The organism is Burkholderia sp. Bp8984 (genome assembly GCF_003853755.1).
Lineage (GTDB): Bacteria > Pseudomonadota > Gammaproteobacteria > Burkholderiales > Burkholderiaceae > Burkholderia.
Genome location: NZ_QTQN01000003.1, coordinates 151912 through 172188 on the forward strand (window position 1 = coordinate 151912; position 20277 = coordinate 172188).

23 protein-coding genes and 1 tRNA gene are annotated in these 20277 nt (G+C 67.1%); 17 read left to right on the top strand and 7 right to left on the bottom strand.

Annotation, left to right across the window (positions count from 1 at the left end):
- Positions 1 to 178: 178 nt before the first annotated feature.
- The 10 genes from DID98_RS04895 to DID98_RS04940 all read left to right on the top strand — a co-directional run bounded on the left by DID98_RS04895 (position 179) and on the right by DID98_RS04940 (position 6753).
- A complete protein-coding gene (locus tag DID98_RS04895) occupies positions 179 to 625 on the top strand; it encodes a hypothetical protein (protein WP_124570346.1) in 447 nt (148 codons plus the stop codon).
- Between the two features lie 34 nt (positions 626 to 659).
- Positions 660 to 923: an HPr family phosphocarrier protein gene (locus DID98_RS04900; protein ID WP_124485845.1), complete on the top strand. Its 264-nt coding sequence runs from the start codon at positions 660 to 662 to the stop codon at positions 921 to 923.
- 5 nt (positions 924 to 928) lie between these two features.
- Positions 929 to 1741 (top strand): fused MFS/spermidine synthase, encoded by an 813-nt coding sequence (locus DID98_RS04905; protein ID WP_124570347.1) that lies wholly within the window; start codon positions 929 to 931, stop codon positions 1739 to 1741.
- A gap of 49 nt (positions 1742 to 1790) precedes the next feature.
- Entirely contained in the window at positions 1791 to 2012 is a 222-nt protein-coding gene (locus DID98_RS04910; protein ID WP_124485847.1) for a hypothetical protein, read from the top strand.
- 184 nt (positions 2013 to 2196) lie between these two features.
- Positions 2197 to 2676 (top strand): hypothetical protein, encoded by a 480-nt coding sequence (locus DID98_RS36155; RefSeq protein WP_260427853.1) that lies wholly within the window; start codon positions 2197 to 2199, stop codon positions 2674 to 2676.
- A gap of 96 nt (positions 2677 to 2772) precedes the next feature.
- Positions 2773 to 3195: an ACT domain-containing protein gene (locus DID98_RS04920; protein ID WP_124519726.1), complete on the top strand. Its 423-nt coding sequence runs from the start codon at positions 2773 to 2775 to the stop codon at positions 3193 to 3195.
- Between the two features lie 696 nt (positions 3196 to 3891).
- Positions 3892 to 4209 carry a co-chaperone GroES gene (gene groES, locus DID98_RS04925; RefSeq protein ID WP_124570348.1) on the top strand — a complete coding sequence of 106 codons (318 nt, stop codon included), beginning with the start codon at positions 3892 to 3894 and terminating at the stop codon, positions 4207 to 4209.
- Positions 4210 to 4286: 77 nt separating this feature from the next.
- The gene (groL, locus tag DID98_RS04930; RefSeq protein WP_124570349.1) at positions 4287 to 5909 is read left to right on the top strand and encodes a chaperonin GroEL; all 1623 of its coding nucleotides are present in this window, start codon (positions 4287 to 4289) and stop codon (positions 5907 to 5909) included.
- Positions 5910 to 6018: 109 nt separating this feature from the next.
- Complete coding sequence (locus tag DID98_RS04935) at positions 6019 to 6273, top strand: hypothetical protein (protein WP_124485851.1); 255 nt, start codon at positions 6019 to 6021, stop codon at positions 6271 to 6273.
- 84 nt (positions 6274 to 6357) lie between these two features.
- Positions 6358 to 6753 carry a hypothetical protein gene (locus DID98_RS04940; protein ID WP_124519728.1) on the top strand — a complete coding sequence of 132 codons (396 nt, stop codon included), beginning with the start codon at positions 6358 to 6360 and terminating at the stop codon, positions 6751 to 6753.
- 79 nt (positions 6754 to 6832) lie between these two features.
- On the opposite strand, the gene DID98_RS04945 is transcribed toward DID98_RS04940, so the two are convergent.
- The 4 genes from DID98_RS04945 to DID98_RS04965 form a co-directional block, all read right to left on the bottom strand.
- Positions 6833 to 6906, bottom strand: a tRNA-OTHER gene (locus DID98_RS04945).
- A gap of 47 nt (positions 6907 to 6953) precedes the next feature.
- On the bottom strand, positions 6954 to 7517 hold the full coding sequence (locus tag DID98_RS04950) for an Hsp20/alpha crystallin family protein (protein WP_044843462.1): 564 nt from the start codon (positions 7515 to 7517) through the stop codon (positions 6954 to 6956).
- 412 nt (positions 7518 to 7929) lie between these two features.
- Positions 7930 to 8337, bottom strand: a complete 408-nt coding sequence (locus DID98_RS04960) for an Hsp20/alpha crystallin family protein (RefSeq protein ID WP_124570350.1) — start codon at positions 8335 to 8337, stop codon at positions 7930 to 7932.
- Positions 8338 to 8352: 15 nt separating this feature from the next.
- Entirely contained in the window at positions 8353 to 8793 is a 441-nt protein-coding gene (locus tag DID98_RS04965; protein ID WP_124570351.1) for an Hsp20/alpha crystallin family protein, read from the bottom strand.
- 249 nt (positions 8794 to 9042) lie between these two features.
- Here DID98_RS04965 and DID98_RS04970 point away from each other — a divergent pair, with 249 nt between their 5' ends.
- The gene (locus tag DID98_RS04970) at positions 9043 to 9426 is read left to right on the top strand and encodes a hypothetical protein (protein WP_124519732.1); all 384 of its coding nucleotides are present in this window, start codon (positions 9043 to 9045) and stop codon (positions 9424 to 9426) included.
- 174 nt (positions 9427 to 9600) lie between these two features.
- Here the strand turns inward: DID98_RS04970 and DID98_RS04975 are convergent, their stop codons facing one another.
- Positions 9601 to 10905: a HipA domain-containing protein gene (locus tag DID98_RS04975; protein WP_124570352.1), complete on the bottom strand. Its 1305-nt coding sequence runs from the start codon at positions 10903 to 10905 to the stop codon at positions 9601 to 9603.
- Positions 10895 to 11179 (bottom strand): helix-turn-helix domain-containing protein, encoded by a 285-nt coding sequence (locus DID98_RS04980; RefSeq protein ID WP_044843467.1) that lies wholly within the window; start codon positions 11177 to 11179, stop codon positions 10895 to 10897. The genes DID98_RS04975 and DID98_RS04980 overlap by 11 nt, the downstream gene beginning before the upstream one ends.
- A 381-nt stretch (positions 11180 to 11560) precedes the next feature.
- Here DID98_RS04980 and DID98_RS04985 point away from each other — a divergent pair, with 381 nt between their 5' ends.
- Positions 11561 to 12271, top strand: coding sequence for an MgtC/SapB family protein (locus tag DID98_RS04985; protein WP_124570353.1), 711 nt, complete (start codon positions 11561 to 11563; stop codon positions 12269 to 12271).
- 75 nt (positions 12272 to 12346) lie between these two features.
- Here DID98_RS04985 and DID98_RS04990 read toward each other — a convergent pair whose 3' ends face one another.
- Positions 12347 to 14536, bottom strand: a complete 2190-nt coding sequence (locus DID98_RS04990; RefSeq protein WP_124570354.1) for an ATP-binding protein — start codon at positions 14534 to 14536, stop codon at positions 12347 to 12349.
- Positions 14537 to 14899: 363 nt separating this feature from the next.
- Here DID98_RS04990 and DID98_RS04995 point away from each other — a divergent pair, with 363 nt between their 5' ends.
- The 5 genes from DID98_RS04995 to DID98_RS05015 all read left to right on the top strand — a co-directional run bounded on the left by DID98_RS04995 (position 14900) and on the right by DID98_RS05015 (position 20259).
- On the top strand, positions 14900 to 15814 hold the full coding sequence (locus DID98_RS04995) for a TauD/TfdA family dioxygenase (protein ID WP_124570355.1): 915 nt from the start codon (positions 14900 to 14902) through the stop codon (positions 15812 to 15814).
- Positions 15815 to 15857: 43 nt separating this feature from the next.
- Positions 15858 to 16913, top strand: a complete 1056-nt coding sequence (locus DID98_RS05000; protein ID WP_124570356.1) for an ABC transporter substrate-binding protein — start codon at positions 15858 to 15860, stop codon at positions 16911 to 16913.
- A gap of 127 nt (positions 16914 to 17040) precedes the next feature.
- Entirely contained in the window at positions 17041 to 17982 is a 942-nt protein-coding gene (locus DID98_RS05005) for an ABC transporter ATP-binding protein (protein ID WP_409362332.1), read from the top strand.
- Positions 17979 to 18866: an ABC transporter permease gene (locus tag DID98_RS05010; RefSeq protein ID WP_124528619.1), complete on the top strand. Its 888-nt coding sequence runs from the start codon at positions 17979 to 17981 to the stop codon at positions 18864 to 18866. Before DID98_RS05005 ends, DID98_RS05010 begins: the two co-directional genes overlap by 4 nt.
- Positions 18867 to 19041: 175 nt before the next feature.
- The gene (locus DID98_RS05015; protein ID WP_124570357.1) at positions 19042 to 20259 is read left to right on the top strand and encodes an acyl-CoA dehydrogenase family protein; all 1218 of its coding nucleotides are present in this window, start codon (positions 19042 to 19044) and stop codon (positions 20257 to 20259) included.
- The last annotated feature ends 18 nt before the right edge of the window (positions 20260 to 20277 follow it).

A 20277-nucleotide genomic window follows, 5' to 3' on the forward strand; every position in this document is an offset into this window, starting at 1 on the left:
AAGCGGGCGGATACCTGCCTCGCCGGAACGGGCGCCGTGCCGTCGGCTCGCAGGCGGGCCGACCACGGGGTGGCGCACACAACATTATAATGAAATACACATTCCATGAATGCTGTCTTATAATCCAGTCTTGCCGCCGATCGCCGGAATTGAGGGCGGATTCGCGGAGGTAGCCGACATGTTCGATCTGGATGGGGTGCTGCTGTTGCCTGATCGGCGGCCCATATCCCTGCCGGAGGTCGCGGGGAGCCGGGGGCTTGTCGTGGTGGGCGTCGGGCGCGGCGGCGAGCGCGGCTTCCAGATGGTCCACCGCTTCCATGATGTGGGCGAGCGGCTCGCGGCCGCCGGTATTCATCTGGCGTTCGTCTATCCGCGGGAATCGGCTCGGCATGTGATGGATCCCATCTCGGTCGCCAGTGCTCGCTTGCGGCACCATCCGCGCCTGCTGCTCGATGCGGATGGCTGCTGTTTCGCGCAGGGCGTGCCGCCTCGAGTGCTCCGTGTCGTGTATCTGAGCGGCGCAATGCAGCGTCTCGTCGGTTTCGAAATCGACATGCGCGACGCGGCATGGGAAACCGAGTTCCAGGCGTTCCTGATGGCCTGCCGGATCGCCCCGTCCCACTGAATACCAGCTCCATCTCACGCCACACGCGAGGAACATGGCAACCGTCGTCTATTTCGAAGCAGGTCCCGCCTGGAGCCGGAACGGTGCGACCGCCGTGCGCGATGCGCTCGTGGTCACGGCGCGCCGTTTCGACAGCGACATCCTGCTGATCGCCAATGGGCGGCGCGGGAATGCCAAGGACGGCATGGCCATGTCATCGCTGCAGGTGCGTCGCGGCACATCCGCGCAAGTCCTTGCGAGCGGTCCGGACGAAGAGGCGGCGCTTCGTGCGCTCCTGCCCTTGCTTCAAGAGGGCTGACCGACGTGCCGCCTGTCGATTTTCCGTTCCTGGGCCTGCGCGCGGCTTCCCCGGCCGAGATCGCCGACAAGCCGATCGTCGTGGAAAACGAGCACCTCGTCTCGCTGTGCTTCGACGGCCGTGGCATGCAAAGCACGATGCTGCGGGAGGCCCCGGACGCGCTCGCACTCGGCTATACGCGCACGATGATGGGGTTCCTGCTGTTTCAGCCGGAACCCGCGCATGTTGGCTTGATCGGGCTCGGCGGCGGTTCGCTCGTGAAGTATTGCTATCGGAACCTGCCGAACACCCGTCTCACGGCAATCGAAATCAATCCGGAAGTGATCGCGCTTCGCGACCGGTTCCACGTTCCACCCGACGACGCGCGACTGGCGATCATCTGCGCGGACGCGGCGCGGCACCTGTCGACGACCGCGCACACATTCGATGCGCTGTTGCAGGATGGTTTCAATGCGGATGGCGCGCCGTCCGAGCTCTGCAGTGCAGCCTTCTACGACACCTGTCGCGCGCGACTGAACGACGACGGCGTGCTCGTCGTCAATCTGCTCGGCGACGATCCGCGACTCGGTGATTGTCTCGCGAGGCTGCGTGAGACGTTCGGCCCGTCCGTCGCAATCGCACCGGCTGAAGACGGTGCGGGCAACGTGATCGCCTTCGCCTGGAAGAGCGACGCACCGCTGCCGTCGCTCGAGGCACTCATCGAACGTGCGGATCGGCACTGCGGCCGCCACGGCATCGACCTCGTCGATGCCGCCGTACGCATCGAGGTCGGCGCCCGTTACGACTGGACGCGCCTGAGTGCGTGTCTTGCCGATTGAGTCCGATACATGCGGCACCCTTGATCATGATCAAACTCCTGGAGACGCCATGAGCGATAACCAAGCTTCGACCGTTCCGACCATCTCGGCATCCGCGATCTGGGCGCTGGAGCGCCTTGCCGATATTCGTTACGGTCGCGATACACCCGCACTTGGCTGGTCCATCACCCGCGAGCTCATCGGCGCAGGGTTCGTGCGCTATCCGACGAACGGCCGCGGAAGCGTCTCGATCACGGCAGCCGGACAGACGTTCCTGAAGAACCGGAAATAGTTCTGGCCGGCGTCGCTCGCGAATCGCACGGTCGCGTCGATCCGGACATCCATGCCGGGTCGTTCATGTCATGGGCGGTTGCGTTCGACAGGGGAAGCGTCAACGCGCCAGGGTGCGGCTGCGAATTGCGGTGGCGCGCGAAGATGAGCAAGCGTGCCGCTGCGGACATGACGAAAGGCTGAACGTGCTTTCCTACCTGCGGTTACTTTTTGCGCGGCACAAATTTCGCCGGCTTCCCGTGATTCGTTTTCAATCGACGCCGATCGATCTGGGCATCGACGGTGTGCCGCATTCGGGTTGGGAAGTCGCGATCCTCGCGGCATCCGGCGGTATCGTCGGCGCGGCGACATACAGCCTGGCGCCGCGAACCGATCGGGTATATGTCCATCGACTGGAAATTCTCCCGACGATGAGGCGCCGCGGCTACGGTCTCGCCTTCCTGTCGTATCTGCATCGAACGTACCAGTTGCCCATTACTCCCATCGACGACGGGCCCGAGGCCCGGTCGTTCTGGCGCGCCGCGAGATCCTTTCAATCCGGAGCATGGCGCGTTACGTCCGGACAATCATCCGACGAGTTCCGCGACGCGCTGCTTCAATGGCGGCATCGGCAGGCGGTCATGCTCGGCTTGCGTTCCCCGTCGGCGAAATCATCGGATTCCTAGGCGAACCTGCATGCCGCCGTTCGCACAAGCGGCCTTGCTCGCCGGTCATGCGCGACATAGATTGTCTTCATCGAGGTCCGACTTTCTGGAGGGGCCATGGAACTGCTCGTGGAACGCGTTGACGTCTGGGCGGCCACCATCGAGGACAAGCCGGGCGGTCTTGCACGCGTGCTGAACGCGTTGCGGGATGCCGGCGTGGATTTGCAATTCATCGTCGCCCGGCGCACCCAGGAAGCACCCGGCAAAGGGGTGGTATTCGTCGCGCCGCTGCAGGGAGATCGGGAGACCCGTGCTGCCACGCAGGCGGGATTCAGTCCTAGCTCGAGCCTGCACTCGATCCGTGTGATGGGGCTGGACCAGATGGGGATCATCGCGGAGCTGACCCAGAAACTGTCGGACGGCGGGATCAATCTCCGCGGCATATCCGCCGCCGTGCTCGGCTCGCAGTTCATTGCCTATCTAGCGCTCGACTCGCTGGCCGACGCCGAGCAGGCGACAGACATCCTGCAAAGGCCCTGAATTGCCGCTTCAGTCGACTGCCGGGTGAGGCGGGGTGCCTTTCACGGCTGAATTTCGCGTGCATTGCATTGGGCGTGCGGCGCGGTCTGCCCGAGCTTCGACCGGATGAGGCCGCCGCGGAATATCGACGGCCAATCGATTGCGGCATGCGCGCGGGCGACGCGCCGCAGCGGTGCTTCGTTCGCGTGATTTGCCGCGTGCGTCTGCCGTGTTCCTGTGTTTTCGTGTGTATTCGCGTGCCTTCGCGTTTCGTCATGCCGTGTGAGGCAAACACGGGCGAGCGGGCAGGGGATCGATTGTCCCGGCGTATTTGTTCGTGTTCGAGTTTTTGAGAAAAACGGATGCGTTGTGATAAGAATACTTATCCTGTCTTATCCATTCAGCATCGCCCATTCCCCCGCTTGTCGCTTTCGTTCGCTGGTCACCACTGGCCGGACCTCGCAGCGCCCGGAGCGAGCCCGGCAATGTGGACGCGGCCGCACCGTACGTCGCCTCGGCAGGGCAGTCCCATTCAACGCCGCTCCGAAACAACTTGTTACAAATAGCCGTTTTCACACCCCCTTGAAGCGCGCGACGGCCGCCTCTATTTCGCAATCCGCCAGACATTGGCTCGGCTGCACGGCGGCGTTCCACGCGCCTCGGTGCCCGCAGCCGGATTCCCTTATTGGTGATCCTTTAATCGCTCAGGAGATGGAAATGCAGATTCGTCCCCTCTACGACCGGGTTATCGTCAAGCGAATCGAGACGCAGCGGACGACGGCTTCGGGCATCGTGATACCCGATTCCGCGGCAGAAAAACCAGAACAAGGCGAAGTCGTCGCAGTCGGCAGCGGCCGGCTGCTGCAGGATGGAGCGCTGCGCGCGCTCCAGTTGAAAGTCGGTGACCAGGTTCTCTTCGGCAAATACGCGGGCCAGACCGTCAAGGTCGATGGCGAGGAACTGCTCGTCATGCGCGAGGAAGACGTCATGGGCCTCCTCGAGGCCGACGTCGGCGCCTCGCGTGAGGCCGCCTGACATCCCGAGCCGGTCGCGAACACCCGACTGGCGGTTCGCGACGGGTCGAGTCAACGACTACTATCCGGAGCAGCAACATGAGTGCAAAAGACGTCCAATTCCACGACAGCGCCCGCGCCCGTATCGTCAAGGGCGTGAACGTCCTCGCCGATGCCGTGAAGGTCACGCTGGGGCCGAAAGGCCGCAATGTGCTGATCGAGCGCAGCTTCGGCGCGCCTGCCATCACGAAGGACGGCGTGTCGGTCGCGAAGGAAATCGAACTGAAGGACCGCTTCGAAAACATGGGGGCGCAGATCGTCAAGCAAGTCGCGTCGAAGACCGCCGATGTGGCCGGCGACGGTACCACCACGGCCACCGTGCTCGCCCAGGCGATCGTGCAGGAAGGCATGAAGCACGTCGCCGCCGGCATGAATCCGATGGATCTCAAGCGCGGCATCGACAAGGCCGTGGCCGCCGTGCTCGACGAACTGCGCAAGCTGTCGAAGCCGATTTCCACGAACAGGGAGATCGCACAGGTGGCGGCGGTCTCGGCGAACGCCGACGAGACCATCGGCAAGATCATCGCCGACGCCATGGAGAAGGTCGGCAAGGAAGGCGTCATCACGGTCGAGGATGGCAAGTCGCTCGAGAACGAGCTGGACGTGGTTGAAGGGATGCAGTTCGACCGCGGCTACGTCAGCCCCTACTTCATCAACGATCCGGAACGGCAGGCCGCGTACCTGGACGACGCGCTGATCCTGTTGCACGACAAGAAGATCTCGAACATCCGGGATCTGCTGCCGATCCTCGAGGTCGCCTCCAAGGCAGGCAAGCCGCTGCTGATCGTTGCGGAAGATGTCGACGGCGAAGCGCTGGCCACGCTCGTGGTCAACGCGATGCGAGGCATCCTGAAGGTGGTGGCGGTCAAGGCGCCCGGTTTCGGCGACCGGCGCAAGGCCATGCTCGAGGACATCGCCATCCTGACTGGCGCGACCGTCATCTCGGAAGAAACCGGCAAGCAGCTGCAGAAGGCGGCACTCGAGGATCTCGGCCGTGCCAAGCGCGTCGAGGTGCGCAAGGACGACACGATCATCATCGACGGCGCGGGCGACGAGAAGCGCATCGAAGCGCGCGTGAAGTCCATTCGCACGCAAATCGAGGAAGCCACGAGCGACTACGATCGCGAGAAACTGCAGGAGCGCGTCGCGAAACTCGCGGGCGGGGTGGCCGTCATCAAGGTCGGGGCGGCGACCGAACTCGAGATGAAGGAGAAGAAGGACCGGGTGGACGACGCGCTGCATGCCACGCGCGCGGCGGTCGAGGAAGGCATCGTGCCGGGCGGTGGCGTAGCGCTCCTGCGCGCCCGTTCGATGGTGGCGAGCCTGACAGGCGCCAACGGCGACCAGGACGCCGGTGTCCAGATCGTGCTGCGCGCGCTCGAAGCGCCGCTGCGCGTAATCGCCTCGAACGCGGGGGACGAGCCTTCGGTGGTCATCGCGAAGGTGCTCGAAGGCAAGGGCAACTTCGGCTACAACGCGGCCACCGGAGAATATGGCGATCTGGTCGAGGCGGGTGTGGTCGATCCCACCAAGGTTACGCGTACGGCGCTGCAGAACGCCGCATCGATCGCCGGGCTGATCCTGACGACCGACGCGACGGTTGCGGACGCGCCGAAGGACGAAAAGCCGGCGCAGTCCGCCGAACCGGCGCTCGAGTACTGACCCGGGCAGCGGGTCTCGTACGCGCCGGCCAACAGTCGCGGCCGGCGCGACACGTTCGGCGCCGCGCGCTGCCCCGCTGAAGCGGCGCCGCTTTTTGCGGGTGACCGACATGAAACTCGAACTTTGCATCGACTCGAAGCCGCTCGACATCGAGCTCGACGACGTGGTGGCGGGACTGCTGGCCGTCCGGCTCGACTTGCCCGCAGGCGCAGACAACCGGGACGCGCTCGCGCGTTATCTCAGCGCAAAGGGCGCGCCCTGGAGTCTCGACGAAGAGCACATGCGCAGGCGCATACTGCGCCGGCTGATTCTGGATATCGCCGATCCGGCGCTGGTCATCCGCCATCTCATGGCCGACGAATGAACTTGCCCGACCGGCCGGCTCGGGATGCGGCGACATCAACCCGCGTCCCGATCGTCTTGCCAACCCGCTGAATCGGACATGGTCATGGCCAATGAACCGCGTTCGCCTGTCCGCTCGTCGATGGGGCTTCCTGCCGGCGTGCTCGGGAGGGACTACCTCAAGTTCTTGCAACTCTCGGTCGATGATGCACTGCGCGGCGCGCAAACATTCGCCGACGAAGCGCTGGAGGAAGCCATGACCGCTATCCGCCGTGGTTCGATGCGCGCGGCGCGGCCGGCCATGAAGGTCTTCTTCGACGGGTGCCGGTTCTGGCTCGCCAGTCACTTTCATCGCTACGAGGCGGCCCGCCGTCTCGGTGCCCGTCATCAGGAATTCTGGTGCGAGATCGAGCCGGGTCCAAAGGACGACGCCGTGCGATATGCGTCGCGAGTGTCCCGCTTCGGGCACGTCTGCCACGACACTTCCACAGCGGCTGGCTGACCATCATCCGTGGATGCGGTGCGTTCGTCGCCTATGGCAAGCGGCGTTTGTCGGCTGGCAGCGGATTTTCGGTTTCATGCGGGCCGTACCGGATTCGAACCAGTGGCCAACGGACAAAAAAGTCGGCCGCTCCACCAACTGAGCCAACGGCCCGGTTCGTCCGATATCCGCCCGCCACCACGGCACTTTTCGTGTTTGCCCTAGCGGATTTCGATCGTGCGACTCACGGTCTGCGTCGGCTCCGACTTTGGCACGGTCAACGTGAGTACACCGTTATCGAACTTTGCCAACGTGCGATCGGGGTCGGCGTAGTCCGGCATCGGGATCGTGCGGATGAAGCTTCCGTGGGCGCGCTCCAGCCGGTAACAGCCGTTTTCCTCGCTGCGTACGTCCTGCTTTTTCTCTCCGCGCAGCACGATTGCCCCGTCCTCGACGCTCACCTTCAGATCTTCGCGCGCCATTCCGGGCAGTTCGGCGGTCACGCGCAGCACCGGTCCTTCATCGACGACGTCGATGCGCGGCTGGAAGCGCGATGAACTGAAGTCGCCGAACCATCGTTCGAGCGCGCCACGGCCTGCGAGCGGGTCATGAAGGAATTCCTCCACCGCACGCCACGGCTCACGTGAGAACAGTCGCGGAATGTCGGGCCACGCGGCCCGCCACTGTTCGCTTGACGGCGGGTTTTCCGGGCCTTCCGCGTCGGATTTGCGGGCAGTTCCGCGAAGGAACTTGAAGGGGTTCCACTTTTTCGGATCGGTATTCATGGCATCCTCCGATTCAGCTTCAATCCGTTTCGAGCGTGGCGGCCAGCCCCTCGGGCAGCATGCGTGCCCCGAGCCTCGGCTGCGCCGGGCATGTCGCGATCGATCAGTTGCACCGCGTACTCGAGCGCATCGCGCTGCGTTTCGGCCGCGCTTGTCCAGCGCTCGCCGAAACGCGGCGGATGCCGGTCGGCCGACACCTCGTCGTTCCGTTCGATCCGGACGATGGCGATGTGGCCATCCGGTGCGGACGTGCGTGTCGCGATCGTCGCATGGGCACGGTGCGGACAAGGACCGCATGCCCTTTCCAGGACTCCTGAGCGACATCGGAAACCGGTGCCTCCCGCTCCTGATTCGCGACGGGCGGCGGCGCTTTTCCCGCCGCCCATGCTCCCGACCCGCCATTGCCGCAGGGTCAGCCGGTCCTGACTTCGATGCGCCGTGGGCGAGCCTCGTCGCGACGCGGGATCGTCAGCTTCAACACCCCGTCCTGGAGGCTTGCCTCGATCTTCGACGTATCGAAGTCCGGTGACAGCGTGAACGTCCTCGCGAAGTGCGGCTCCCGGACCTCGGCATGCTGCAGGCGCAGATTTGCCGGCGTCGGCACCACCGCCTCGGCCTCGATCGAGAGGCTGCTGTCGTGAACCTTGACGTCCAGCTTGTCCTTCGTCACGCCGGGCAGATCTGCCCACAGTGTGACGCCCTGGTTGCTCTCGTAGATGTCGACGGCCGGGGTGAGGGTGATCCGGCGCGTGGCCTGTTCCGCGTCGCGACGCGTGACTGCGGACGGGGCGCGTTCAGCCAGTTTGGTCATGTCGTTCATGATCGGCTCCTCGAGTTACTGGACAGTGATGGCGCGTGGCTTGGACGACTCGCGCTTGCCGATACTGATCGACAGGCAGCCATTTTCGTAGCGCGCCTGGACCTTGTCGGGATCGGCGGTGTCGGGCAGCTCGATGACGCGCCGGAAGGCGCCGACGAAGCGCTCCTGCGCATACGTACGCGTCTCGCTTTCAGTGTCGGGTTGCGTCGATTTGCGTTCGCCGCTGAGGGTCAGCAAGCCCTTGTCGATCGACACGTCGAGTTCGGCGGCGTTGATGCCCGGGGCGAAGGCGACGATCTCGATCGACTCGTCCGTCGCGCCGATGTTGATCTGAGGAAATGCGCCGAGCCGGCTCGCGCGGATGCTGGACGGGAAGCCGCCGAAGAGTTGCGCCATCTGCTGCTGCAGGCGGTCGAACTCGCTGAAGAGATCGGTTCCGAAGTAAAGATCGCTCATGATCGTATCCTCCTGGATGGCAATCGGGAGGCGAACGGGCCTACGCGCTCCAGTTCGCCTGCCGGACTGCCGGCAAACAAATCGAAACACGCAGCGCGCGGGATGAAACGGTTCGCGCGTCTGCCTGAGCGAAACTCAAGATAGGCACTCTGCGGAAAATTTCAAGGGGCGGCGGCGGATTTTTGCACTTGAAATTCCGGTGCTGGAACCTATCATCGCAGCGGCTTGGAACTGCATGCGGAGGACGCCATGGAATTCGATACGGACTGGCTTACGCTGGGCAGGCATCGTATCCGGCTGCGCTCGACGAAGGGCTTTCCGACCGAGACGATGCGCACCGTGACCGAGGTCGTCAGGCTGGCGATCGACAACAACATGAGCGCGCGGGCGCGACTCGTCGAGATCGTCTGCCGGCAGGAAAAGACCTACGACGTGCTGGTCGGCACGACGATGGCGGAGGACAAGGCTTGTGCACCGCAACTTGAAGCCGCGGTCGCGGTCGTGCTGGGCCTGTTGCCCGAGCAGATCAACATCACGGTCACCCCGGTCACGCAAAAGGAGGTCGATCTGCACTTCGGCGTGTACGAACGGATGCTGTCGGAGAAGCTGAGTTCGACGCCGCCGATCCGCTGACCGAGCGGTTCGGCGCCCGGCCGTACGGCGGGCGCAGGTTCGCGTCTGCCGACATGCCGGTGCGGGGCGGGCACGGCGGCAACGATCGCGGAATGGGGCACCCGACCGACGCCGGACGTCGGATTGGCGATCCACCTGGACCGGCGCACCCATGTGCATGCTTCATGCCCGTCCTCAACCGTGCGTCGGCCGAAGCGCGCGCCCCATCTCCGCGATCGGCATCGCCGCGATCGAATTCAGCAGCCGCGTCTCGCCGGCGTCCGGGCGCGCGATTGCCCGCACTTCCTCGAGCGTCTGCGCGACATGGCGATCGAGCGGTTCGAGAAAGCGCTGCAGTTCGCTTGCCGCCGCTTTCTCCCTGAGCCCGAGCGCCTGACCGAACGCGATCAGCGCGGCCGCATCGATTTCGACAAAGCGCGTCGCGTTGCCGAGCGGCATCGTCAATTCGCAGTGCGGCCAGTGATCGCCGCGATGGTCGGGGCGGTGCGTCGGCGTGTGATACACGACCGTGCTGACGATGTCGTAGAACGGCGCGAGCCGGTAGCCGCGCGCGTCGACGAAGAACGACAGGTTCTTCAGGTGCGCGTCGGCATTGCCGACCACCACGTTGAACACGGTCCAGCGGAACACCGACAGGCGCGCCAGCGCGCGCGTGCTGGTGCGCTCGATCGCGCGGGCGAGCTCCTGCGCGTTCGCGCGCTGGTACTTGAAGCCGCGGTCGTAGTTGAGCAACTGCATCGCGTCGATCGTATGCACGCGTGCGGCCGGCGCCGACGCGACGTCGCGGTCGAACCGGTCGATCACGTAGCACGCGGACGGCGCGCGCAGGAAGTGCACGTCGGGCACGTCGAGCCCCATCTTCTTCGCGAGCTTCATGCAGAAGAATTCGTTGATCGCCGAGTGCGGGTAGCCGGCCGCGCGCATGTCCGGCTTGAGCAGGTGCATCGACGGCTCGCTGCCGACCGGCTCGTACAGCGCGTAGTCGGGTGCATCGCCGCGCAGCACCAGCAGCAGCTTCTGCTGCGCGCCGGCCGCCGACATGCGCTTGGGCGCGGTGGCCGTCAGCGCGCGCTCGGGCATCGCCCGGATCCGGCGCTCGAGCTCGTCGAGCGGCAGCGGCTGCAGGCTGCCGGGCGCTTCCCGTTCGCCGTCGGCCAGCAGCGTCAGCGCGCCGGCCGATTCGCGCCCGAAGTACGCGAGCAGGCCCCACGCGTCGGCGGCGTCGACCTTCGCCTCGCGCGCGAGCGAGGTGCGCATGCCTTCCTCGGGCAGCAGGTTGTCGAAGAACCACTGGACCGGGCGATCGGTCGACGTGTCGGTGAAGGGGCCGGCGCGCAGCGCGAACGCCGGGGACAGCGGATAGGCAGCCGGGGACGCGAGCCATTGCGGGTCGTACGCGAACGACCAGATGCCCTTGTCGTCGGTCAGCGTGCCCATGCGCACGCCGTTGGCGGACGCGATCAGCGTTCTAGCCGCCATGGCTGCTCCTGCGGCGTTGCGCGGCCTTCAGCGCGGTGGCTTCCGAAATCTCGACCGACGACTCGGCGTACAGGCGCACGCCCAGTTCGCCGAGCAGCAGCATGACCTTGCCGATTTGCGCGGTCGGCTTTCCGCCTTCCACCTGGCTGATGAATTTCGGCGACAGCCCGGTCGCGTTCGCGAGTTCGTCGCGCGTGAACCCCTGCTGGAGCCGCGCGGCGCGGATGAGGTGGGCGAGCGCGCCGATCGTGTCGACGGACTGGGACTCCGACATGACGTTCTCCGTGCTTCGTATCTGATCGGGAACAGTATTGCACAACTCGCCGGCCGGGGCATCCCTTCGTATCCGTACAGGAACGGAGCGGCGAACCGGGGAGCCGGTGCGCCGTTTCGTACCCGATCGGGTACCGGGGGAGGCGGAATTGTGACGCAGGCGATTTTCGTATCCGAACGGATGCGGAGAAGGACGGGACCGAGACGGCGGCCCGGTCGCATGCGCGTGCGACGACTGAGCGGTCAGGGCGCTAGCCGTGCGCGCGGCGACACGCCGACACTGCGACTCGCGCGCGAGCCGGGCCCGAACCTTGCGCCCCGCAAGCGTCGTCCGCGGCCGCGCCGCGACGCATCACGCAAGAAGATTTGCAGGGAGGCGCGCATGGAGCCGATGCCGGTCGTACTTCAGTGGGATGCGGTCCTCGTCAGGATCGTCCTGGCGCTCGTCGCTGGCGGGCTGATCGGCCTCGATCGCAGCGAATCCGGCAAGACGGCAGGGCTGCGCACGACGATCTTCGTCTGTCTCGCCGCGTGCCTGGCGATGCTGCAGGTCAATGCGCTGCTGCTGCAGGCCGGCAAGCCGCAGGACGGGTTCTCGGTGCTCGACCCGATGCGCCTGCCGCTCGGCATCCTGACCGGGATGGGCTTCATCGGCGGCGGCGCGATCCTGCATCGCGATGGCCTCGTATCCGGCGTGACCACGGCCGCGACGCTGTGGTTCGTCACCGTCGTCGGACTGTGCATCGGCGGCGGCCAGCTGTCGCTCGGCGCGCTCGGGCTCGCGCTCGCGCTCCTGGTCGTGTGGCCGCTGAGGTTGGTCGAGCAGCGCGTGCGCAGCGTCAGGACTGCGCTGGTCACGGTCGAGTACGAACTGGGCTCGACGGCGCGCGAGCGCCTGACGACCGGGCTGCACAATGCGGGCTTCGCGTGCCGCACGCGCGGTTTTCGCGAAACGGCCGCGCGTGCGTCGCGCGAGGAAGAACTGCTCGTGAAGTGGCGCGAACCGGCCGACGCCGATGCGATGCTGCGTCAACTGATCCGGATCGTCGAATCGGCCGGCCTGACGTCGATCCGCTGTTCCGAGGAGAACTGAGCCGCACGGCGCTTGCCGGAACGTCGGCTGGTTGCATGCCTCGTGCCGCATTCGGCATTCAGGATCCGGCAGCGTTCAGCGTCCGGCTTCCGCACCGGCGCCGTCGTGCGCATCGCCGTCCGTCCCCGGCCGGCTCATCGCGAGATGGAGCGCGGCCGGGTCGACCGGTTTCACGAAATGCTGCAGAAACCCGGTCGCGAGACAGCGTTCGCGATCCGCGTTGCGGCCATAACCGGTCAGCGCGAGAAAGATGCACGGCGTGACCTCGGTGATCGCCTTCAGCCGCCGCAGCAGCTCGTAGCCGTCCATCACCGGCAGTCCGATGTCGAGGATCGCGACGTCGGGGCGATAGGCGCGGTACGCGGCCAGTGCGGTGACCGGGTCGTGCACGACGGCGACCTCGTGACCGGCCTCGCGCAGCCATTGCGCGAGCGTCGACGCGGCATCCTCGTTGTCGTCGACCAGCATCACGCGCCGGCCGGTGCGGCCCGGCGCCAGGTCGCGGATGCCGGGCGGCGGCTGCGGCACGGTGACCGCCACCGTTTTCGGCCGGTATTCGGGCAGCGTGATCGTAAACGTGCTGCCGCAGCCGGGGCCGGCGCTGTCCGCGCGCACCGTGCCGCCGTGCAGCGTCACGAGGCTGCGCACGAGCGCAAGGCCGATGCCTAGGCCGCCATGCGCCTGTTTCGCTTCGCCGTCGAGCCGGTAGAACGGCTCGAAGATGCTGTCGAGACGATCGCGCGGAATGCCGGCGCCGTTGTCGCACACCTCGACGATCGCGGTGTCGTCCGCGCCGCGCGCCGCGCGCAGCGTGATGTCGCCGCCCGGCAGCGTGTATTTCGCCGCGTTGGTCAGCAGGTTCGCGACGGCCTGCGACAGCCGCACCGGGTCGCCGTGGCAGCGCGCGTCCGGATCGGCGTCGACCTGCAGGCGGTGGCGGCGCTGCTCGAGCAGCGGGCTCGCGATCTCGACCGCGCGGTCGGCGATGTCGGCGAGCCGCACGGCTTCCTTCTTCAGCGTGATCTTGCCGCGCGTGATGCGCGACACGTCGAGCAGGTCGTCGATCAGCCGGACCATGTGATCGAGCTGGCGCTGGATGATCGCGATCTCGTTCGGCGTCGCGTGGCCGTCGCGGTTGCGGATCAGCTCCAGCGCGAGCGAGATCGGTGTCAGCGGATTGCGCAGCTCATGGCCGAGCACCGCGAGAAACTGGTCCTTGGCCTGATTCGCGTCGCGCAGCTCGCCCAGCAGCCGGTCGCGCTCCGCGTTCGCGGCGACGAGCTTCTCGCGCGCGGCGACGTGCTCGGTCACCTCGACCGCACTGACGATCACGCCCAGCCCGTCCGCCAGCGGCTGCGGATTGAAATGCAGCCGATACACGCGGGCGCCGTCCGGCTCGGGCCGGTCGCGGTGCTCGCCGATCGTCGTCGAGCAGCCCTGCGCGCGGGCGGCTTCCAGTGCACGCACGATCTCGGGCGCATCGCCGCCAGGCAGCACCGCCGTCAGCGGCTGGTCGACGATGTCGGTCCGGCCGCACAAGGCCGAGAAGCGGTGATTCGCGAGCACGATCCGGTGCGCGGGGCCCGACAGCAGCGCGATCGGCAATGGCGCGTGCATCAGGACGCCGTTGCGTTGCTGTTCGGCATCCTCGCGGCGGCGGATCTCGTCGCTCAGCGCGCGCGAGCGCTGCTGCGCCAGCGCCAGCGTCGGGTGCAGCCCGCCTTCGTCGTCGCGCAGCGATGCGACGGGCAGGATGCGGCGGTGCAGCGCGCATACGTGGCGGAACGTCTCCGACTGCTCGGCGCTCGCAAACGCATCGTGCGGATAGCCGCAGTAGAGCGAGAAGCGGTACCGCTCGATCAGCGCGTTCCATAGCGCTTCCACCCGCAGCGCCGCGGCGTACCGGTTGCGCGCGCACAGCAGCGCGACCATTTCGCCGAACGCATGCACGGGCCGGCCGGCGCGGATCGCCGCTTCGACGATCGTGCCGATCGAGCGGCGAAAGCGCGCGGGGTCGGGCAGGTCGCCATTCATGAAGCTGTCGAGGAGCGCATGCGCGCTCGACATGAAGATGCGGCCGCGAGCCGCGCCGCCGGCCGATGCACCGAGCGTGTGCAGGCGTTCGTGCACCGCCGCGAGGCAGGCGGGCCGCGCGATCACGATCGCGCTGCCGCCGGCGCTCAGCGCCTGGGCCGCGAACACGGCGACTTCCGACATGAGCTGCGCGTCGGACTCGTAGAACTGGACGAAGTGATCGGCCCGCATTGGTGCCGATTCCAGCAGGGGAGGGACTGTTTTCATCGCTCACGACCAGGCAATGCCGTTGGCGGCCGGCGATTCCGTGCCGCGGCCATATCCGGTCCGGCGCGCGCAAGCTGCGTGCCGGAGCGGCGCCGATGCCCGGCGACGCCGCGGCATCGGTCCGGCCCACGCGGGCGGTGCCGGACGGCGCTGCATTTGTAAATACTGCAGAAAGCCCGCGTCGGGTGGCGGACGCCCGCCTGCCGGCCCCGCCGTCCGAGCAGCGATCTTTATCGCTACAGCAGATAAACGTATCCGAATCGCTTCGTTGACGCAGTGCGGCACGCGCTCGTAGATTCGCATCTTTACCGAATCAAGGGCTGTACCGTGACGACTTCCGCCATCCGCGCCGCAATATCGACGCCCGCCTTGCCGCCGGAGGCCGGCACGCAGCGATTCGACATCGTCCCGTTCGATGCGCCGCTCGGCGCCGAAGTCGTCGGCATCGACCTGTCGCAACCGCTCGGCGCCGCCGATTTCGCGCGCATCCATCGCGCGCATCTCGACCATCACGTGCTGGTGTTTCGCGACCAGCGCATCACGCCGGCCGAGCACATCGCGTTCAGCCGCCGTTTCGGCCCGCTGCAGATCCACGTGCTGCACCAGTTCGCGCTGCCCGCGCATCCGGAAGTGCTGATCGTGTCGAACATCGTCGAGAACGGCAAGCCGATCGGGCTCGGCGACGCCGGCCATTTCTGGCACTCCGACCTGTCGTACAAGGAAAAGCCCAGCCTCGGCTCGCTGCTGCATGCGCAGGAGCTGCCGGCCGAGGGCGGCGACACGTTGTTCGCGAACATGCATCTCGCGTGGGACACGCTGCCCGCGCACCTGCGCCGCGCGGTCGAAGGGCGGCGTGCCGAGCACACGTATCTCGCCCGCTATGCGGAGCTGCAGGCGCGCAGCCCGTGGCGGCCGAACCTGTCGGCCGAGCAGATCGCGCAGGTCGAGGCGGTGGTGCATCCGGTCGTGCGCACGCATCCTGAAACGGGCCGCAAGGCGTTGTTCGTCAGCGAGCATTTCACGACGCGCATCGTCGATCTGCCCGAAGACGAAAGCCGCGCGCTGCTCGACGAACTGTTCGCGCACAGCGTGCGCGCGGAGCATCTGTATCGGCACCACTGGCGCGAGCACGACCTCGTGTTCTGGGACAACCGCTCGCTGATGCATCTCGCGGCCGGCACGCCCGACCATCTGCGCCGCAAGCTGTACCGCACCACGATCGAAGGTGACGCGCCGTTCTGAACGGCACGTCCTGGTTCGCCGCCTCATTCTCACTGGAGTTCCGATGTCGTTTCCGCTTTCGCCGGCCCTGCGCCGCACGACCCTGGCCGCGCGCCGCGCACTGGCCGCCACGCTCACCGCGGCGCTCGCACTGGCCGCCGCCGGCACGCCGCAAGCCGCGCACGCGGAAGGCCGCATCCGCATCGCCGAGCAGTTCGGCGTGGTCTACCTGATGCTGAACGTCGCGCGCGACCAGCAACTGATCGAGAAGGAAGGGCGCAAGGCCGGCCTCGACATCAAGGTCGACTGGGTGCGCCTGTCGGGCGGCGCGGCCGTGAACGACGCGCTGCTGTCGGGCGCGGTCGACGTCGCCGGCGCGGGCGTCGGGCCGCTGCTGACCGTGTGGGATCGCACGCACGGCCGGCAGAACGTGAAGGGCGTCGCGTCGCTCGGCAATTTTCCGTACTACCTCGTCAGCAGCAACCCGAACGTGAAGACGATCGCCGACCTGGGCGCGAAGGACCGCATCGCGGTGCCGGCCGTCGGCGTGTCGGTGCAGTCGCGCGTGCTGCAGTACGCGGCCGCGAAGCAGTGGGGCGACAAGCAGTTCGACAAGCTCGATCCGCTCACGCAGGCGATCCCGCATCCCGACGCGACGGCCGCGATTCTCGCGAACAGCAACGTGATCACGGGCCACTTCGGCAATCCGCCGTTCCAGGAGCAGGAACTCGCGGGCAATCCGAACGCACACATCGTGCTGAATTCCTACGACGTGCTCGGCGGCCCGAGTTCCGCGACGGTGCTGTACGCGACGGAGAAGTTCCGCGACGAGAACCCGAAGACGTACCGCGCGTTCGTCGCCGCGCTCGCCGACGCCGCGCACCAGATCGCGGCAGATCCCGAGCGCGCGGTCGATACCTATATCCGCGTGAACGGCTCGAAGATCGATCGCGCGTTGCTGCTGAAGATCCTGCGCAATCCGCAGGTGCAGTTCAAGACGGCCCCGGAGAACACGCTGAAGCTCGCGCAGTTCATGTATCGCACCGGCGCGATCCGCAACGAGCCGAAGTCGTGGCGCGACTACTTCTTCGACGATCCGGCGACGGCCGGCGGCAGCTGAGCGGGCGTGGCGCTGCGGCGCCGCGATCGACGCTTATGCGTCGACGCGGTTTCGATATGTGCAATCGTTGGTTGGGCCGCGCACGGTGCCGCCGTATGTTGATGCTTTACCCGCAAGAGTTTCGATCGTGAACGCCACTTCTCCCCGAATCGGGCTGCCGCCGTACGCGGCGCGCGGCGCCGCCGTACCGCCCGCCCAACCCGTCACCGACACCGACGCGGCGAGCAGGCCGGCATCCGCGTCCGCGCCGGCCGGCGCGCACAGCGAGCGCCTGCTGGCGATCGATCGCGTGAGCCTCGAATACCGGAGCGGCGCGCGGATCGTGCGCGCGACCCATCAGGTCAGCTTCGACGTGTATGGCAGCGACCGTTTCGTGCTGCTCGGCCCGTCGGGGTGCGGCAAGTCCACGTTGCTGAAGGCGATCGCCGGTTTCATCGAGCCGGTGTCGGGCTCGATCGCGCTCGACGGCCGGCCCGTGCAAGGGCCGGGCCCCGACCGCATCGTCGTGTTCCAGGAATTCGATCAGTTGCCGCCGTGGAAGACGGTCGTCGAGAACGTCGCGTTTCCGTTGCGCGCGGCCGCGAAGCTGTCGCGCGCCGAAGCACGCGAGCGCGCGCTGCACTATCTCGACAAGGTCGGCCTCGGTGCGTTCGCCGATGCCTATCCGCACACGCTGTCCGGCGGCATGAAGCAGCGCGTCGCGATCGCGCGCGCGCTGGCGATGCAGCCGCGCGTGCTGCTGATGGACGAACCGTTCGCCGCGCTCGACGCGCTCACGCGCCGCAAGATGCAGGAGGAACTGCTGCGGCTGTGGGACGAGTTCCGCTTCACGCTGCTGTTCGTCACGCATTCGATCGAGGAGGCGCTCGTCGTCGGCAACCGGATCCTGCTGCTGTCGCCGCATCCGGGCCGCGTGCGCGCGGAGCTCAACAGTCACGATCATTCGCTCGACAGCGTCGGCAGCGGCGACTTCCGCGAGCGCGTCGCGCGCATTCATCATCTGCTGTTCGATACCGACGTAGCGGACGAAACGCGGGCCGCACCGGCCACGGAGGGCATCGCATCATGAGCACGATCGATCCGGTCCTGCCGCCGCTGCCGCCCGTGCGCGCCGAATACGTACGCCCGCTCGACACGCCGCCCGACGCCGAACGTGCGGCGCCCGCACCGCTGTGGCGCCGCATCGTCGGCGCGAGCGGGTTTCGCCGCGCCGTCATCGCGCTCGTGCTGATCGCCGCATGGGAAATCATCGCGCGCATCGTCGCGAACGACCTGCTCGTGCCGACCTTCGGCGCGACGCTGGCCGCGTTCGTGCAGGGCATCGCGTCGGGCGAACTGCTGGTGAAGACGGGCATCTCGATGTCGGTGCTGCTGCGCGGCTATGCGCTCGGCGTATTGCTCGCGTTCGTGCTGACTTCGCTCGCGGTGTCGACGCGCATCGGCCGCGACGTGCTGTCGATGCTCACGTCGATGTTCAATCCGCTGCCGTCGATCGCGTTGCTGCCGATCGCGCTGCTGTGGTTCGGGCTCGGCACCGGCAGCCTGCTGTTCGTGCTCGTGCACGCGGTGCTCTGGCCGCTCGCGCTCAGCATGTACACGGGGTTCGCCGGCGTGCCGGCCACGCTGAAGATGGCCGGGCGCAACTACGGCCTCACCGGCCTGCGCCAGATCGCGCTGATTCTCGTGCCGGCCGCGCTGCCGTCGATCCTGTCGGGGCTGCGCGTCGGCTGGGCGTTCGCGTGGCGCACGCTGATCGCGGCCGAACTCGTGTTCGGCGCGAGCGCGGGGCAGGGCGGGCTCGGCTGGTACATCTTCCAGAACCGCAACGAGCTGTATACCGACCGCGTGTTCGCGGGCCTCGCGGCCGTCATCGTGATCGGCCTGCTCGTCGAGCATCTCGTGTTCGATACGCTCGAACGCGTGACGGTGCGCCGCTGGGGCATCCCGCACTGACCGTATCGATGCGCGTGCGCGCCGCATTCCCGGCGCACGCATAACCAAAGCTGAAATCGGTTTTTCACGCGCACCGGATGCGTCCCTATACTTTTCGGTGCTGCCTGCGGGCTGCGGCGACGGCCTGCGCAATCGTGCGGCGGGCCGTCGCTTTTCGACGATGAGGAACCGCTGCATGAATGCCCGTCATGGTGCCGAACCGCACGACGCGTTGCGCGCCGCGCTCGCCGCACTGCCCGAACTCGCGACGGCGATCGGGCGCGACGCCGCGCAACGCGAGGCGCGTCGCGAACTGCCGTTCGAAGGCTTCGCACTCTTTCGCCGTTCCGCGCTCGGCGTACTGAGGATTCCGGTCGAACGCGGCGGCCTGGGCGGCACGCTGGTCGACCTGTTCGAGACGATCGCGACGCTCGCGGCCGCCGATTCGAATCTCGCGCACGCGCTGCGCATCCACTACGACCTGACCGAGACGCTGCGGCTGTCGCCGTGCACGCCGTTCAACGACGTGCAGCTCGAGCGCGCGCTGGCCGGCGCGATCTTCGGCGGCGCGTCGACCGAGCGCGGCACGTCGCGGCCGGGCGAGAACACGACCGTGCTGCGCCGCGACGGCGCGCACCATCGCGTGACGGGCCGCAAATACTATTCGACCGGCACCGCGTTTGCCGATTTCGCGCGCATCAACGTGGAGAACGAGCAGGGCGACGCGCTCGCCGTGATCATCCCGGTCGCGCGCGACGGCGTGCAGGTGCTCGACGACTGGGACGGCATGGGCCAGCGCATGACCGCGAGCGGCAGCCTGTTGCTGCACGACGTGCAGGTATTCGCGGACGAAATCGCGGCCCGCGACGGCTCGACGCTCGTCGGCCGCCATTGCGGCGCGCTGCGGCAGCTTCATCTCGTCGCGACGGGCGCGGGCATCGTGCGCAACGTGGCGGCCGACGCGCGCCGCTACGTGCTCGAGCATGGCCGGCCGGTGCTGCACAGCCCGGCGGCGAGCGCGCGCGACGATCATTTCATCCAGCAGATCGTCGGCGAGCTGTCGGCGCACAGCCACGCGATCGACGCGCTCGTGCGCGACAACGCGCGTGCGCTCGACCGCTCCGCGGACGCGATCGAGGCCGGCGCGGCGGACGCGCACGAACGCGTGCTCGACAGCGCGCTCGCGACCGCGCGCACGCAGCTGATCGTCGGCAAGCTCGCGCTGTACGCGGCCGAACGGCTGTTCGAAGTGGGCGGCGCGTCGGCGACCGCGCGCGTGCACAACCTCGACCGGCACTGGCGCAACCTGCGCACGATCTTCAGCCACAACCCGCTGCTGCACAAGGCGCGGGTGATCGGCGACTACGACCTGAACGGCGTGACCACGCACCTGACCGAAGGACGCGTGTTCTGATTCCGCTGCGCCCGCAGC